The following is a 15,545-nucleotide window of genomic DNA, read 5'->3' as shown; positions in this document are numbered from 1 at the left end:
TACGGGTTGTCACTTTGTATAATCAAAATGTGGGCATATGTACTTATTTTCATACATTCCTTCTTCCGGTATAGTTTGTCGAGAGAAAAATAGAGAGATATTCTAGGAGGTAAAAGATTGTGATGAAATGGTTCAAAAAAACAGCTGTCATAATGGGATGTGCTGCACTTCTTATGACGGGATCGATGCCAGCGCATGCTGAGGGAACTGCGAACTACATTGTTGGTGCGGGACAGGCGGTAGAGCTTGATCAAGGCATTGCGACCGTGACTTTGAAAAAAGGAATGGAATACATAAATGGCTCACAAACAAAAGCCATGATTACGAGAAACGGAGGCAAGCCTTCCGGATCTGAAATTGGTACAGTCATGCCAGAAGACGGCCGCTGGGTTTTGTATTTTGAGTATTCCGATTCGGGACATATCAAAGATAGTGACAAAAATGAGATCGATGCAGATGAACTGCTGCAAAGTTATAAAGACGGACAAGAAGAAGCAAATAAAGAAATGACCCCTGAAAATCATCTGTTCGTGGATGGTTGGGACGTAGCTCCTAAATATGATGAAACAGCACGTAGAGTTGTATGGTCGCTATTATTGCATGATAAAGACAATGCCTCAATGGTCAATTATAACGAGCGTATATTGACGCGAGAGGGTTATGTGTCGGCGATCTTGGTCTGTGATCCCAAAAAGGTAGAAGCATCGCGTAAGGAAATGAATGATCTGGTCTTGTCTACGCTGAAAATCAAAGAAGGCAAGCGCTATGAGGATTTCAATGAATCGACGGATAAGGTGGCGGAGTATGGCTTGGCTGGACTTATCCTTGGCGGAGCGGGTGTTGCCGTTGCCAAAAAAGTTGGATTAATCGCATTGGCGCTCGGCTTGTTCAAAAAGTCCTGGATCGTTATTGTGGCTGTCATTGCTGGCTTGTGGAAGCTCTTAACAGGCAAGAAGCGCAACAAGGAGCAGGAAGAAGAGGAAGTGCAATCTGCTGCAGGTGATGAACAATCGGCTTCTCAGCAGTCCTCGCAGCAGCCTCCATCTCAACAGCCGCCAATGTCATAAATTCAAAATGAACAGGACCGTATCCTATATGGAAAGAGGCAGACTAGACAATGATGTCTATCTGCCTCTTTTTTTCTACGTATTTACAAGATGCAGGATGTCTTCATAAAGCTACATGTCTTTGCGGTTGAAATAAATAAGACCACTAAGTAGAAAGAGCAGGAATCCACCGACAATGACGAACAAAAGAGTGCCGAGCGAGACATTGAATGCCCCGTATTTCTCCACGCCGTTCATCGCGAGTGCAGGCTGTGCCCAAGGATACCATGGGCCGTACTTTTCCGAATTGACGATGAGCATATTCGGCAGTGTCAGCATCACGTTAATAGCAAGCGGAGCCGCGAAGCTTGACCATGATACGGACACGAACAGCTGAAGCGCGGCAACAGGCAATGTAGCCAGCCAGCCATTGGAGAAGGCTCTCAGAAGTTCAGTCCAAGGGATAGGTGCTGTATATCCTTTTAATAAGCCGACAGCAATTGCACCTAGCAGGAACAGTACTTGTGTTAGTCCCAGCAGCAGTGTAACATGGGCGAATTTCGCCAAGTATAGGCTGGAGCGGGACACAGGCAAGGAAAGCATTTGTTTCCAACCGCCTCCCGCGTGCTCGTACCGGCATATAAATGCAGAGAACACGCCAGCCAACAGCGGTAAGAACAACATCGCGTGCGCGATTGACATCGTCGACCATAAATAGAGCCACTGGATTTCGGGCGGCTGCTGCTCAGAAATGAATAGGCCGACGAGCATGGCCAGTAGAGGACTGATCAGGGTAAGCAGTCCAATATGGGACTTGCCCAACTTTAAACGTTCAGATTGAAATAATCGCAGCCATGTTGCCACATCAATCCACATCCCTTCTAATGAAGTGAACAAGGCTGAACAGAAAGACGACGAAGCCGATCAAGATACCTGCGATGACGGAGTACTCTGGAATATTGGCTTCATTTACAAGCAGCGGCCACTTGTACGGCATCCAATCCGGCATTCTAATCGAATACACGGATACGATCGTGCCTAGAATTCCGCAAGTAAGTGGAATGGCTTGGTTGCTGATAACGGTAGATAACCATAGCTGCAGTGCGAGTATGGGCATAGCCGCTAAGAACGGATAGAAGCTGTTCTTGAGCAGCAGGAACCAAGGGATGTCTGTACCGAAGCCGAGAAGCAGACCGAGCAGAACTGATCCGACAGCAAGCAGCAGCGATGCAGTGAACATCATGAACAAGCTCAGAATATATTTGGATGAGAATACACTGAATCGAGACACGGGAAGCGCAAGCAGCTGCTTCCATGATCGCTGGCGATGCTCGATACTTGCGATCAAGGATGTCACGAGTGTAACGCCAAATAATAGGGCGAGAACCGCCAGCATTTTAATGTCGCTGAGTAGGCCGATCCATACTTGATCCTTCAGCTTCGATACGAGGTAGTCGTAGCGCAAGCTGTAATTGATCGCCTGAAGGCTGATGACGCCGACAGGCCCTAGGACAATGAGCAGCCATATCCACGTATGGCGTATTTTTACAAAGTCAGATGAAAGCAGCTTCCCGATCATCAATTGTTCCCCTCTCCAGTCATTGAGAGGAAGATCTCTTCCAGCGACTGCCGCTGTTCTTCTACTCGATACACGGACAGTTGGTTATGGACGAGCAGATCAACGAGGGAGGCGACCTGACTGTCTGGCATGTAGTTCATCAAGACGCTTCCTTCCTGCTGCTCTACAGCACATCCAGATGCAGCGAGCAGATTCGCTGCCTTGACAGGATTCGAGACCGCGAATCGAATACGATGCTGCGCCTGATCCTGCAATACGCTGATGGAATCCTGAAAGACCATACGTCCATGCTGAATAATGCCTACGCGCGTAGCCATCTGTTCAATCTCACTCAATAGATGGCTGGATACAAGAACCGTAATGCCGTGCTGATGGGGAAGGCTCTTAATCAGCTCTCTAATTTCCAGAATCCCAGAGGGATCAAGGCCATTGGTCGGCTCATCCAAGATGAGCAGCTCTGGACTGCCCAGCATAGCTGCGGCGATGCCAAGCCGCTGCTTCATGCCAAGCGAATACCCCTTAACTGGGCGATTGGCATCGTTTGTGAGACGAACGATGGTAAGCACTTCATCGATCCGCGACTTCGGCACATCGATAATTCTGCGTATGGCCTCTAGGTTGTCCCGACCAGTCAGATGAGCATAGTACGATGGATATTCAACCAGCGATCCGACCTTGCGCAAGATTTCCAGCCGATGGGAGTGCAAGTTCTTGTTGAATATTTGAATGTTGCCCTTCGTGGGGCGAATAAGTCCAAGCAGCATGCGGATCGTCGTTGTCTTGCCTGCGCCGTTCGGGCCAAGGAAGCCGTATATATCCCCGCGTTTAATCGTAAGCCGAAGCTGATCAACTGCTCGGCGGTCGCCATATGTTTTCGTCAACCCTTCGGTTTGAATGATTGTTTCACTCAATGTATATCACCTCGTCAGTTAACGATACAGGTCGAAGGTTAAAACAAAAGCGTCTGCTTGTTTAAATTCTGTTTAAGAAAGGATCTGTTTAAAAAAGGAGAAGATGAAGCCCATGAACATGTTTGCGTCCATGGGCGTAGTAGGGGATGTACATTTATTCATAAGGATACTTTCGGTTAGTTCGGCTTTCCGCAGTGGGAGTCTTTAATATGGTCTTCGTTAACGTGTTGGGTTCATTTGATTCTTATGGTTCCTAGGATTTATTGAGTTTATAGAATTTATAGTATATTGATTTCAATGAATTCATTGTCATTGGATTTCATAATTTCATTGAGTTCCCTTTAGTTTGTCCTTTAGTTTGATACGCTATTGCCTTCATCGGCTCTATCCTCATCCTTGTCCCTTCTGGGCTGCTCGTTACTTGCCATTGTAGCTGCATTTCTGCGGTCATCAACTCGACAATCGTCAGCCCAAGGCCAACGCCTTTACTTGTGGACGCAGCGCTCATACCGGGTCCGTGATCCTCAATCACAATTGCAGTCTTCTCTCCATGCGCATGAATCGCAATCCCGATATATCGCCCTTCTGCGGCATGGCGCACAATATTTTGAAATAAATTATCGAGGATGCGCGTCATCCACTGTGAATCGACCCTCCAAGTAACGGGCTGCTCCGGGAGCTCAATATGAATCACAAAGCCTTCTTTCTCCCAAATCGGGTACCAGCTCGCCGCAGAAGTTCGGACAAGCCGCAGCATATCCGTTGCTTCCATCTTCAGCGAATACTTGTGAGCAGACAGCAGCGTGTACGCCAATAAATTATCAACAAGCTGTCCCAAATCATTGACCTTCTTATCGATAAGAACAAGCGACTGTTGACCTTGCTCAGACAATGGCTCTCGTTGGAGTGAATGGGCATGTCCTCGAATCGTGGTTAGCGGTGTTCGAAGATCATGGGACAAATTAGCGATCAGTTCCTTGCGCAGAGTTTCTTCCTCTTGTTCCCGTTGACGGCTGGAGGTGAGCTGCTTGATCATTTGGTTGAAGGTATGCTCCAATTGACCAATTTCATCCCACTTCGTTATCTCAATTGGCGAAGGCAAGCCATTGGCGTTATCGGGAACCATCGCCTTGCCTAACCGCACAAGCCGACCCCGAAGTCTATAGAAGAACCACCAAGAGGCAACTGTAAATAGTACAAACACGAGGGCGATGATGATAAGAGCGTGTGTTGTGCTGTATCCCTGTCTATCCGATACCATCAAATTTCGAGCAATTTGCATAACCATGAATCCCTGCTTCGGATCCTGCCCGATAAAAGCTACGACGGTGAACGGATCTCCATCGTAGCTCTTCTTCATAAAGGTAATGGCATCACCAGCATTCCATTGTGCTGGCAGGCTGGGCTGTACAGGAAGCTGAAGGCGAGTAGTACCGCTGTTATCGACCCAGAATAATTTGGCCTCCGGGTACTCTTTCTTCAGCTCATGCAGTCTCTGTTCAATCGCAGCCCGATCGGCTTGCTTGAATTGAGCAGCTTCTTGGTGCCACCGCTCTTCTAACTTAGCCGCTACCGCATAACGATTCTCGACGGGTTCCCCTCCATTCTGCAAGAGAGATACATAATACAGAATCGTAGAGGTTAATGGAAAAATAATCGGCCAGATCATGAGAGCGACAAATACAAGCGTCAAATACCGGATCAGCAGTGATTTGCGCAGTGGAATACGGGAATTCATAGCTTCACCCGATATCCGATGCCGCGAATCGTCTCAATAATTTCCGGCTGGCTAGGATCGTTTTCGATTTTCTCCCGCAGATGCCGAATATGAACCATGAGTGTCTTATCGCCCTCCATGTAGGGTTCGCCCCAGACGCTTTCATAAATTTGTTCCTTCGTTAAGATCTGATTGGCATGACGCAGCATGAAGGCAAATATATGATGCTGCTTGCCGGTAAGTGTGATTTCTTCACCGGTCAAGGCATGCACAATGTGATTATCGTGCAGGGATATGCGCAGATGCTTCAACTCGATGGAAGCAGGGGACTGCTTCTCGAAGCGCCGCAGCAGTACCTCCACTCTTGCAGCAAGCTCATCCGGATGGAAAGGCTTCGTTACGTAGTCATCGGCGAATTGCAGCCCCTGCAGCTTGTCGTCAATAGACGTGCGGGCTGACAGCAGCAAGATGGGCGTACTTGGGTATTCGCGTTTCAGACGCTGTCCCACCGTAAAGCCGTCCAATCCTGGAAGCATCACATCAAGTATGATCAGATCGCTATCAGGTGCGTGCACCAGTGCATGTTCACCGGACAGCAGCCACATTACCTGATAGCCTTTATCTTGCAAATAACTGCTGGTCCATGTTCCTATTTCTTTGTCATCTTCTATGTATAATAGCCGTTGACTCATTATGAACGATCTCTCCCTATCGTGTCTTCGTGTCATTGAACATTATAGCTCATATGAAACCAGATGATAGAGAAAGAATGCAATAGTTGGACGATAGCCGTGTAGTTCATACTAGATTACATCAGCCCTCGCTGCTAGTACCGAATAGGTGGCCGGCCGAATCTACTTCTGCTGAATGGCCGCCTGACTATTGATCGGTGGCGGGCTGTGCAGCAGGCTGCGGAAGATGAACAGGGATGCTGTATAGCACAGCATCGTAACAACTACGATGGAAGCAAACCCCGCGACGCGTGCATAGAGGACACCAGCTAGAACGGATCCAAGCATCGTTGCAAAATACATTGTGCTGTTTGCAAGCGCGGATACGGTTCCACGTGCATTCGGTTGATCCTTCTGAAGAGTTCCCATTAAGAGAGGGAACAGCATGCCGCCGCACAAGGCGATAAGCGTATAAGCGATACTAATGAATGCAAGAAGATGGCTGGTCATGACGATCACATACATCGCAATCATGCCAAGGAGTGAATATGTAACGGTTCGTCGAATGCCGAGCGTACGTTCCACCTTCGAGACGAGAATACTGCCGAACAAATTGCCGATCCCAAAGCCAAGGATGAATAGTCCCGTTTGCTGTACAGTAAGAGAAAAGTCATCAGCGAGCCAATTTCCCAGATAGGAGAAGGTAGAAAAAGTACCTAGCTGATATAGAAAATACCCGAGAAAAGCAAAGGTGGTGCTGCGGCGCGAGAAAAGAGCGCGATATTGTCGTCCAAGAGAGCTCAGTGAACTTCGTTGTTTCGTCGCTGGTGGGATAGAAGGGAGCTTTAGCGCCAATATGATGGTAATGAGCAGCGCAGTTACTCCGATGGCATAGAAGGGCAGTCTCCAACTGCTCGCGGCAAGCAGGCTGCCAAGAGGTACGCCGAGACATTGCGAGACGGCTAGGCCAGCAGTTGCGGCGCCCATCGCTTTTACGATCTTGTGCGGTGCTACTAATTGAGGGATGGATGCCCATATTTGCGGCGAGGCGATTGCCGCGCTAATTCCCGCCAAGGCGCGGTAGGTGAATAAGAGGGAGAAGCTTGTTGTTGAACCACATAGTGCTGTGAACAGAGAGAATCCCAGCATCCCTCCGAGGAGACAAGACTTGCGATCCAGTCTGTCGGATAGCGGTCCGGCGATTAGGGCGAAAAGGGCGTATCCGAGTGCATAAGCAGAAATAAGCCATCCTGATTGTACGACAGAGATATGCAGAACTTCTCGTAGTGTTGGCAGCATAGGAGATACGATAAAGGTATCTGTACCAATGATGAACATCGTGGCAAAGAATAAAGACATAATAGTACGGGATGATGATGCGGCATGTGGTTGATTCATCGTGTTGCTCATTGTAACTGGCCTCCTGTAATGAATACGCGATCTCATGCGGCAATGACACAGACACAAGGGATCGTCTTTAAACGAGATGATTCATAGGTTACAAATGATAGTGAATATAGGCAAGATTCACTGATTATGAAGGTGCGCACCTTTGTTCAATAGTTCGAGTGTAATCGAACTATTGAATGATGTCAATCATTTCGGTACAATAATGACATGAGAACATTATTTCATCCCGATATCGAACATATTGAACTTTCGCAAGTGTTCTATGCGCTCAGCGAGCCGATTCGAATGAGTATCGTGCTGCAATTGATGAGCATTCCAGAGCAAACCTGCGGAGGATTCGATTTATCACTGTCCAAGTCTACCATGTCCCATCATTTCAAAGTACTGCGTGAAGCTGGTATTATTCGAACTAGAATGGAGGGAACACAGCGATTCATCTGTTTGCGCAAGGATGAGCTCGAAGCGCGCTTTCCTGGTTTAATGCAAGTAATCCTGACCCAAACCAAGGAGATATGACGTCATAGTTCGGCAAACAGAGGAAGGGCCTTGTAAAGTGTCAAAGTTGAAGAACGGAGCTCCGCATGGGTATGCAAATGCGAAAAAAAAGACGCTTCCATCCCCACAATTACTGTGGTTCTGGAGGCGTCTTTGCTTATCTGTCAGACGAACTCTCTTGTTACTACTCTCTTGGAACATCAATGTTCAGTTTTTTATGTGTTTATGGGTCGAACATCGGCATCTTGGTGGCGAAAGCGCTTCATGCCCCATACCGTAAGCAGCATATAACAGAGAATGACAACGATGCTGTTGTCTCCTGCTACATATAGAGCAATGCCTGAAGTCGGAACCGCAATGCCGCGCAGAACACTCCACATTACATTATGTGCCGAATGGAATATAGAAGCTGACCATACGCTGGATGAACGCAATCGAATATATCCGATGACAGGGCCTAGGAACAGGCAGGATACCACAATGAATAGGCATGCGAGAAACGGATTTTGATCTTGGTGGTAGATGGGAGACATCAATATAATCGGGATATGCCATAGACCATGAATCAGGCCGGTGGCGAATAACGCACTTCTCTCTCCCAAGCAGTTTACAAGAAGCGGAAGCAAATAACCTCTCCAGCCAAGTTCTTCACCAAGTGAGCTCGTAACTACTGCGCTGACAAATTGTATCGCGACAACGATCGGGAAGGCCGTCCAATCATAGCCTGCATAGGTGGGGGGGACATCAATGACTAGGGCACCAACTCCCCAGGCGAATCCATAGCTTAGGGCTACAATAACAGCTGGAACAGTGGTACATAGGAACCACCATTTGAACCCGCATTTTCGTAATCCAAGCGCGGCCCAACCGGAACGCGATCGACCATCCCTCGTTACTAATAGGAGCATAATTAAGGCAGCCGCAGTTGGAGTCAGCATATACAGTAAGGAATTGGTGTTCGGAACGATACTGACGCCTATAGCAAGAATGAAGACGATTGCTGTGTAAATCAGTGCTTTTGTATGGCTGTGTAAATTAGAAAACATGCTGCATTCCTCCGGTTTCGCTTTTTTTCACGGGCCTATCATATTACAATAAGGATGGTGCTCCCAGTGAGGAACATCTGAAAATACCGTCATATGAATATCCTATCTTGGATGTAGAAGATGCCATAAATATATCTGGCTGAGCGATTAGAGAAGTATGTTGCTTACATGGAAAGAGGCAAGTGAATGGAGAAACGACAATGGCATTGGATCGACGCAGCTCTGATGGGCTTATACATTCTCTGGATTGTATCAGGGGCAGTTTATATTGCCATATCACCGGACTTTAGTACGGTTCATACCGGACGTACAATCGTACCGTTTATATTGTGTTCTGCGCTGCCTTTGTGGTTCTGGAGACCTGGCAGCATTCACCCGTCGAAATTTATTGCCTCGGAAATAATTTTGTCGGGAGGCATTAACATTTCCATGCATTTGTCGATGCCTGTGTATCTCGACAATATGGTGCTGCCCGCACTTCTCATTGGATTTATGACGTCAAGGAAGAATGTATGGTGGGGAGGTTCGATCGTCGGACTTTTTCCCTTCATTGGCTTATGGAGCGGCAAATTAACTTGGCTTCAGTCTTTGGACTCGTCTGTTAATCATGTAATATTGTTCGGGATCGGTGTTGGCTTTCATGTGTTCCTGCATTCGCAACGAAGAATGAAGCAGCTGCTTCAAGAGAATGAGCATCAATTCAATATTATTCGTCAATATGCGGAGCAAGTGGAGCGGCTTACCGTTCAGGAGGAGCGCAATCGCGTAGCTGGCGAATTGCATGATACATTAGGCCATTCCCATGCATCGATTGTTATGGGGTTGGAATCTGTTAAGGTTCTGATGGAGGATGATCCTGAACAAGCAAAGAATAGGCTTGAGAGTGTGATTGTACACGCACGGAGCAGCTTTGAAAAAATCCGACATCACATTCATGATATCGCTCCTTCTGAAGAAGTGGAGCGAACCTTGGATGAGGTATTGAAGCACTTGCTGGACACGCTTTGCAATCAAACTGGTATTGCATGTAATCTCAAAACAGAAGGCATCAACTATTCTGTTCCTTATGCACACCGTATGGTATTAGAGCGTTGTGTGCAGGAAGCCGCTACAAATGCAGTGCGTCATGGTAGAGCATCATCTATCGAGGTTAACCTTGTCTATGACGAGACAGAAGTATGCTTATCGATTCGGGACAATGGGTTAGGCAATGAGAAGCTAACCTTTGGCTATGGCCTGTCATCAATGCAGGATCGCCTGCATGCTTATGGTGGGCACTTAATGGTGCGTACTTCATTAGGGAACGGCATGGAAATTGTATGCAAGGTTCCGCGTAAGTTGCCAATAGAGGGCGATCAGCCGATCCGCTTGCTCATTGCTGATGATGAGCAGCTCTTTTGTGAGAGTTTGTGCTATTTATTTAGCCAAGAAGATGATGTCTATGTCATAGGTGCAGCAGTGGATGGGAAGGAAGCGGTTGAATATATGGAGCGCGAGCATCCTGATGTCGTGCTCATGGATATTCGAATGCCGCGAATGGATGGCTTGGCTGCTGTTCGTGTGATTAAGGAGCGATGGCCGGATGTGAAGATCATTCTGCTGACAACGATTGAGGAATCAGATTATGCCGTACAAGCGATTGATGCGGGAGCGGAAGCGTATCTGCTAAAGTCCATGCATCCGAAGGAGCTGCTTGCCAGCGTCCGTCTTGTACATCAAGGGGGAACGCTCCTAGCGCAGCCGATCGCACGATTGATGACCGATCAATTATTGCAAATGGATCACGCTGAGGCCCGAAGTGAAGTGGCAGGGAGTATGGGGCCATGCATGGAAAGCAGTGAAGATCCATTCGGCTTAACTGAACGTGAGAAGCAGGTGCTCTATTATTTGGCGCAAGGAAAGAAATACCGTGAAATTGCTCAGATTCTCTATTTGTCCGAAGGAACGATCCGCAATCATATCTCAAGCCTATATGCCAAGATGGGAGTAAACGATCGAATGTCTGCCGCGAATGCAGCACGGAAAGCACGTCTTGTATGAATAGAGAGAAAGCGCTTAGTGAACACACTAGGCGCTTATTTGTGTATTGGCACGGTTATTTCCGTACTCTTGCTACAATGGCTTGATTGACACGCATCATTTCTTGAACAGAGATTCGCGTCAGTGAATAGGGGGAGCCCCCGCCGGTATATACGAATTCCTGTTCCAGAACTTTCGGATCGATAAGAAATGTGGCTGTGAAGCCAAAGGAAGGAATCCCGCCGGCAGGATATCCAGCAAGCTGAAGCATTTCTTGCTCGAGCGCCAAGCGTGGAGGAGGAATAAGCAGTGCCTTGCCAACTCTGCTGGTGCTTGCACGGTCTTCGCCCTTGACGATGGCTACAAGTAAGTGACCTTCACCATCGATCATGCAGACATTTTTAACAAAATCAGCTTTATCGGCTTGCACCGCTTGAGCAGCATCCTCAACGGAATGGCACAGTGTATGTAGACGCAGATGTTCAGCAGCCATTTGATTCGCGCGGAGATAGGAAATAAGCTTGTTATCATATTCATCTGTTGACTGCGGTGGTTGCTGATTTTCTAGATATTCCTTGTTCGTATTCATCTCTGTCCCTCCATTCAAAAGAAAAAGAGCTCGTATAAATGCAAGCGAACGTGTAAGTCTAGGTGTAGGTTGCTTGCTAATAAAAAGGCATCCGGTCTTCCCGAAAGGAATCGGATGCCGAGTCAATCATGCGCGCATTAAGGAGCAACAGAGCGCAATACAGTGCAGTTGCCATCAAGCGTATATTCACCAAGGTTGGCAGGAAGCAGGAAGCATTCGCCTGCTTTGAAAGCGATCTGCTCGTCAGCAGTTGTAAGTGTGCCTGTTCCTTCGCATATAACAAGAATGACGAAGCTCTCTTCTGTTGTTGCGAGTGCCCATGGCTTCTCAACGATGCCTTTTTCTACACGGAAGTACGGAGACTCCGCGAGCACCAGCCACTCGTTAGCGACAGCGCCATTTGTAGACATGCGAGTTGCGCCCGCACCTTCGTACGCGATGACATTCAAGGAATCCTCAATGTGCAGCTCACGCGGCTTGCCGTCGAGACCTGGACGATTGTAGTCGTACAAGCGATAAGTCGTATCGGAGTTCTGTTGGATCTCAGCGACTACAACACCTGCACACAATGCATGAACAGTACCAGCTGGAATGTAGAAGGTATCTCCGGCCTGTACGGATACTTCTTGGAGAACCTCCATAATGCGGCCATCTTCGATCGCTTCTGCCATTGCTGCGCGATCAATGCCTTCCTTCAAGCCGTAAATGATTTTCGCACCTGGCTTCGCGTCCAGCACATACCACATCTCTGTCTTGCCCAGTTCGCCTTGCGGCAGACCTTCATACGTGTCAGTAGGGTGTACCTGAACAGAGAGATCATCATTGCAGTCCAACAGCTTGATAAGCAGTGGGAATCGGCCGTTCTTCTCAGAGAAGCCCTTGGAGCCGAACCATTCCTTGCCGTATTGTTCACGTACTTCGTCCAAGCCAAGTCCAGCCAGTTCACCGTTTACGACCTTCGTCGTACCGTTCGGATGATCACCGATCATCCAACCTTCACCGATATGTCCTTCTGGCAAATCCAATCCGAATTGCGTCAGAGCACGGCCGCCCCATACGCGTTCTTTAAATTCTGGCTGAAACTTCAATGGATAAGGTCTTGTCATGTTCTCTCACTCCCGAGTTGTCTAGTATCTAGTTGATTGGAAAAACTCAAGTCTCTCGCCGTCCGGACCCTTAAAGAAAAAATAGCGGCTGCCGTTCGGCAAGGTAACCAGTTCTTCATCAATAAGCTCAACTTGAGGCAGGCTCTTCATTCGAGCCAACTCAGCCCCTATATCGTCAACAGTGAAGGCGATATGGTGAACCCTGCCTTCTTCCGTTAAGCTTCCAGAATAACCTTCTGTTATTTTCGTTTCTCTACCGCAATGACATAAGGTGCATCTGGACGCTGCAGCATTCGATAAATAACGGCTTGCCCAAGACGAGCTGGAAGAGACTCCGCCCAAGCTCGCACTTGCTCGGCCTCATCATCGCCGCCGCTATGTCCGGGATAGAGTACAATACTAAGCACTCCGCCAGGACGCAGCATAGATAAACCGTTGTCGAGTGCTGTAAGTGTCGTCTCAGGGACGGTCATAATGCGCTTGTCTGCCTCATTCGTAGGCAGATACCCAAGATTGAACATGATGGCAGCGGTTGTACCGAACCATTCTTCGCCTAGCACTTCATTCATGGCATGATGGCTTGCCTGAAGCAAGCTGACATGTGCGTATTCGTCTTCGCCCAGCTCACGATGAAGCCGCTTACGAGTCAGCTCAAGCGCTTCTTCCTGGACATCGAAGGCGGCTACTGAGCCGCGCGATCCAGTTAGGCGGGCGAGAAATAAGGTATCTACACCTGTTCCCATCGTTGCATCAATGACGCGTTCACCGGGCTGCACGCGCTCCTTCACCACTTGCTGTGCATAGCCGAGTACGGAAAGAAATCCCATCTTATGACTCCCTCCAATACTTGCCCTGCCATGTGTTGCGCCGTTTCAGCTCCGCATCGATGCCATTGAGCACTTCCCATTTTCTCATGCTCCACATCGGTCCAATTATTAAGTCCCCCGGTGCGTCACCTGTCACGCGGTGGACGATCATCTCCGGAGGAAGCATTTCAAGCGAATCGACGATAAGCTTGATATACTCATCCATCTCCAGGAAGCGCAGCAATCCAGCTTCATATTGCTTCACCATCGGGGTCTTGCGCATGAGATGAAGCAGATGAAGCTTAATGCCTTGCACATTCATCTGAGCGACAGCTTGGGCCGTCTCGAGCATCATACTGTGCGTCTCTTGCGGTAGTCCGTAGATGATGTGGGTGCAGACGCGAATATTATGCTTGCGGAGCTTCTCTACGGCTTCGATGTAGCATGCTGTATCATGTGCGCGGTTAATAAGTTGAGACGTCGATTCATGAATCGTCTGAAGTCCCATCTCGATCCATAAATACGTGCGCTTATTAAGCTCTGCCAAGTATTCGACAACATCGTCCGGCAAACAGTCAGGCCGTGTCGCAATGGACAAGCCGACGACACCAGGCTGCTCAAGAATGACTTCGAAGTAATCTCGCAATACGTCCACTGGTGCATACGTATTCGTATAAGCTTGAAAATAGCCGATATATTTGGCATTTGGCCATTTCGCATGTTGTCTATCTCGAATGGTGTTGAATTGAGTGACCAGATCGTCGCGCCGACGACCAGCGAAATCTCCAGAACCACGCGAGCTGCAGAACGTACAGCCGCCGATCGCAATGCTTCCGTCCCGATTCGGACAGGTAAACCCAGCGTCGAGCATCACTTTGAATACCTTTTCTCCGAATTGCTCGCGCATCTCATAATTCCATGTATGAAACCGCTTGTCTCCCCACAAGAGGGGGGAAGTCGATTGTGTGTGTATTAAGCCGTCCAATGGCATACAAGCCCTTTCAATTGCAGTGTAAGTTGATTGTTATGCAAAACGTGAACCATCCATAACGGATGCTTATCGATAACAATCCCGTTGTATTATTGTAGCAGATTTGGCCGTAAAAGCGAAGACAGCGGGCAAGCTCTGTTGTTCTTATTTGCCTGCATCGCCGTCTTTACTTTTTATCGCTTGTCATGCACAATAAGGGCTTGGAGCATAATCAGTATGGAGGAAAGCACACATGCGCTTACGTGGCAAAAGAGGAGCAAAAGAGCTGCTTGCAGAGCAAACCGACTTGGTCGTGCTTGAGCCGGAGCAGTTGAAGGGCAAATGGAGTGAGGCGTTCGGAAATGACCGCCCCATATATGTTGAGCTGGGAATGGGAAAAGGGCAGTTCATCAGTAAGATGAGCTTGAAGTACCCAGACATCAACTTCATCGGTGTGGATATGTACGATGAGTTGATCGCTCGCGGATGTGAGAAGGCTCGCTTATTTCGAGAAGAAGCAGGAATGCAGGAAGCGTCCAACCTGAGACTGGTGCGCGCGAATGTCGAATTTTTGGAGCAAATTTTTGCAGAAGGCGAACTTGAGCGCGTATACTTGAACTTCAGTGATCCGTGGCCGAAGAAGAAGCACGCACGCCGTCGCTTGACTCATTCGCGTCTTGTTGAGAAGTATCGTTATGCATTGAGCAAGACAGGTGAGATCCATTTCAAAACGGATTCAGAGACCTTGTTCGAGTTTTCCTTGAACTCCTTCGCAGAGATGGGGCTTCAAATGCGGAATATCTCCTTGAACCTGCATCGTGATGGCATCAATGAAGAGCATGTTATGACAGAGTACGAAGAGAAATTTATGGGCAAAGGCATGAATATTCATCGTGTCGAGGTGCTCGTTGGGGATCAGGCGTACAAGCAGTACCGCTCTTCCTTGTCTCACAAAGAGCCTTACGCATCCCGTTAATTCCGGGTCGAAATCATATATGGAAGATCAAAAACCAGCTAATGTTTGTCAAGCTATCCCTTGGTTATTTAATGAACTACTGATATACTGGTTTTTAAGCATGGCAAAAAAACTCCATTGCCGTGGAGTTTTTTAGAATTGAATAAGTTTTATGTTTGGTAAGGCTGGCCTCTATTCAAGATAGCGTAAATGTGATGCAATAGC

General features: G+C 48.0%; 15 protein-coding genes and 1 pseudogene. 4 read left to right on the top strand and 12 right to left on the bottom strand.

The window, feature by feature from the left end; genetic code table 11:
* Positions 1-122: 122 nt before the first annotated feature.
* Entirely contained in the window at positions 123-1,067 is a 945-nt protein-coding gene (locus M3661_RS20200; RefSeq protein WP_251488271.1) for a DUF2167 domain-containing protein, read from the top strand.
* Positions 1,068-1,178: 111 nt separating this feature from the next.
* On the opposite strand, the gene M3661_RS20195 is transcribed toward M3661_RS20200, so the two are convergent.
* From M3661_RS20195 to M3661_RS20170, 6 genes are all read right to left on the bottom strand, one after another.
* Entirely contained in the window at positions 1,179-1,910 is a 732-nt protein-coding gene (locus tag M3661_RS20195) for an ABC transporter permease (RefSeq protein WP_251487994.1), read from the bottom strand.
* Position 1,911: 1 nt separating this feature from the next.
* On the bottom strand, positions 1,912-2,625 hold the full coding sequence (locus M3661_RS20190) for an ABC transporter permease (RefSeq protein WP_251487991.1): 714 nt from the start codon (positions 2,623-2,625) through the stop codon (positions 1,912-1,914).
* Positions 2,625-3,536, bottom strand: coding sequence for an ABC transporter ATP-binding protein (locus M3661_RS20185; RefSeq protein ID WP_251487988.1), 912 nt, complete (start codon positions 3,534-3,536; stop codon positions 2,625-2,627). The genes M3661_RS20190 and M3661_RS20185 overlap by 1 nt, the downstream gene beginning before the upstream one ends.
* Positions 3,537-3,855: 319 nt before the next feature.
* A complete protein-coding gene (locus tag M3661_RS20180; RefSeq protein ID WP_251487986.1) occupies positions 3,856-5,274 on the bottom strand; it encodes a sensor histidine kinase in 1,419 nt (472 codons plus the stop codon).
* On the bottom strand, positions 5,271-5,945 hold the full coding sequence (locus M3661_RS20175; protein ID WP_065290369.1) for a response regulator transcription factor: 675 nt from the start codon (positions 5,943-5,945) through the stop codon (positions 5,271-5,273). Before M3661_RS20175 ends, M3661_RS20180 begins: the two co-directional genes overlap by 4 nt.
* 162 nt (positions 5,946-6,107) lie before the next feature.
* Positions 6,108-7,334 (bottom strand): MFS transporter, encoded by a 1,227-nt coding sequence (locus M3661_RS20170; protein WP_065290370.1) that lies wholly within the window; start codon positions 7,332-7,334, stop codon positions 6,108-6,110.
* A gap of 207 nt (positions 7,335-7,541) precedes the next feature.
* Between M3661_RS20170 and M3661_RS20165 the strand changes: the two genes are divergently transcribed.
* Positions 7,542-7,850 carry an ArsR/SmtB family transcription factor gene (locus M3661_RS20165; protein WP_065290371.1) on the top strand — a complete coding sequence of 103 codons (309 nt, stop codon included), beginning with the start codon at positions 7,542-7,544 and terminating at the stop codon, positions 7,848-7,850.
* A 194-nt stretch (positions 7,851-8,044) separates the two neighbouring features.
* Here the strand turns inward: M3661_RS20165 and M3661_RS20160 are convergent, their stop codons facing one another.
* Positions 8,045-8,875, bottom strand: coding sequence for a type II CAAX endopeptidase family protein (locus M3661_RS20160; RefSeq protein ID WP_065290372.1), 831 nt, complete (start codon positions 8,873-8,875; stop codon positions 8,045-8,047).
* A gap of 186 nt (positions 8,876-9,061) precedes the next feature.
* On the opposite strand from M3661_RS20160, the gene M3661_RS20155 reads away from it, so the two are divergent.
* Positions 9,062-10,915, top strand: coding sequence for a helix-turn-helix transcriptional regulator (locus M3661_RS20155; RefSeq protein ID WP_251487983.1), 1,854 nt, complete (start codon positions 9,062-9,064; stop codon positions 10,913-10,915).
* Positions 10,916-10,970: 55 nt separating this feature from the next.
* Here the strand turns inward: M3661_RS20155 and M3661_RS20150 are convergent, their stop codons facing one another.
* The 5 genes and pseudogenes from M3661_RS20150 to mnmL all read right to left on the bottom strand — a co-directional run bounded on the left by M3661_RS20150 (position 10,971) and on the right by mnmL (position 14,386).
* Positions 10,971-11,483, bottom strand: a complete 513-nt coding sequence (locus M3661_RS20150) for an aminoacyl-tRNA deacylase (RefSeq protein ID WP_251487980.1) — start codon at positions 11,481-11,483, stop codon at positions 10,971-10,973.
* Positions 11,484-11,620: 137 nt separating this feature from the next.
* A complete protein-coding gene (locus tag M3661_RS20145; RefSeq protein ID WP_251487977.1) occupies positions 11,621-12,589 on the bottom strand; it encodes a type I phosphomannose isomerase catalytic subunit in 969 nt (322 codons plus the stop codon).
* Between the two features lie 21 nt (positions 12,590-12,610).
* Positions 12,611-12,841 (bottom strand): annotated as a pseudogene (locus M3661_RS20140) (VOC family protein); the annotation flags it as partial.
* A complete protein-coding gene (gene mnmM, locus M3661_RS20135; RefSeq protein ID WP_065290376.1) occupies positions 12,829-13,416 on the bottom strand; it encodes a tRNA 5-(aminomethyl)-2-thiouridylate-methyltransferase MnmM in 588 nt (195 codons plus the stop codon). The pseudogene M3661_RS20140 and the gene mnmM, both read right to left, overlap by 13 nt.
* Position 13,417: 1 nt before the next feature.
* Positions 13,418-14,386: a tRNA modification radical SAM protein MnmL/YtqA gene (gene mnmL, locus M3661_RS20130; protein WP_251487973.1), complete on the bottom strand. Its 969-nt coding sequence runs from the start codon at positions 14,384-14,386 to the stop codon at positions 13,418-13,420.
* Positions 14,387-14,618: 232 nt separating this feature from the next.
* Between mnmL and trmB the strand changes: the two genes are divergently transcribed.
* Positions 14,619-15,341, top strand: a complete 723-nt coding sequence (gene trmB / locus M3661_RS20125) for a tRNA (guanosine(46)-N7)-methyltransferase TrmB (RefSeq protein WP_065290378.1) — start codon at positions 14,619-14,621, stop codon at positions 15,339-15,341.
* Positions 15,342-15,545 lie beyond the last annotated feature (204 nt).

Origin of the sequence: Paenibacillus sp. MER 180, assembly GCF_023713665.1 — a bacterium.
Lineage (GTDB): Bacteria > Bacillota > Bacilli > Paenibacillales > Paenibacillaceae > Paenibacillus_B > Paenibacillus_B suaedae.
The sequence above is the reverse complement of the archived record's forward strand: the minus strand, read 5'-3'. Positions and strand labels throughout refer to the sequence as shown.

Coding starts and splice junctions, on each gene's coding strand:
- M3661_RS20200 (WP_251488271.1), top strand. CDS start 123: ATGAAATGGTTCAAAAAAACAGCTGTCATAATGGGATGTGCTGCACTT.
- M3661_RS20190 (WP_251487991.1), bottom strand. CDS start 2,625: ATGATCGGGAAGCTGCTTTCATCTGACTTTGTAAAAATACGCCATACG.
- M3661_RS20180 (WP_251487986.1), bottom strand. CDS start 5,274: ATGAATTCCCGTATTCCACTGCGCAAATCACTGCTGATCCGGTATTTG.
- M3661_RS20175 (WP_065290369.1), bottom strand. CDS start 5,945: ATGAGTCAACGGCTATTATACATAGAAGATGACAAAGAAATAGGAACA.
- M3661_RS20170 (WP_065290370.1), bottom strand. CDS start 7,334: ATGAGCAACACGATGAATCAACCACATGCCGCATCATCATCCCGTACT.
- M3661_RS20165 (WP_065290371.1), top strand. CDS start 7,542: ATGAGAACATTATTTCATCCCGATATCGAACATATTGAACTTTCGCAA.
- M3661_RS20160 (WP_065290372.1), bottom strand. CDS start 8,875: ATGTTTTCTAATTTACACAGCCATACAAAAGCACTGATTTACACAGCA.
- M3661_RS20155 (WP_251487983.1), top strand. CDS start 9,062: ATGGAGAAACGACAATGGCATTGGATCGACGCAGCTCTGATGGGCTTA.
- M3661_RS20150 (WP_251487980.1), bottom strand. CDS start 11,483: ATGAATACGAACAAGGAATATCTAGAAAATCAGCAACCACCGCAGTCA.
- M3661_RS20145 (WP_251487977.1), bottom strand. CDS start 12,589: ATGACAAGACCTTATCCATTGAAGTTTCAGCCAGAATTTAAAGAACGC.
- mnmM (WP_065290376.1), bottom strand. CDS start 13,416: ATGGGATTTCTTTCCGTACTCGGCTATGCACAGCAAGTGGTGAAGGAG.
- mnmL (WP_251487973.1), bottom strand. CDS start 14,386: ATGCCATTGGACGGCTTAATACACACACAATCGACTTCCCCCCTCTTG.
- trmB (WP_065290378.1), top strand. CDS start 14,619: ATGCGCTTACGTGGCAAAAGAGGAGCAAAAGAGCTGCTTGCAGAGCAA.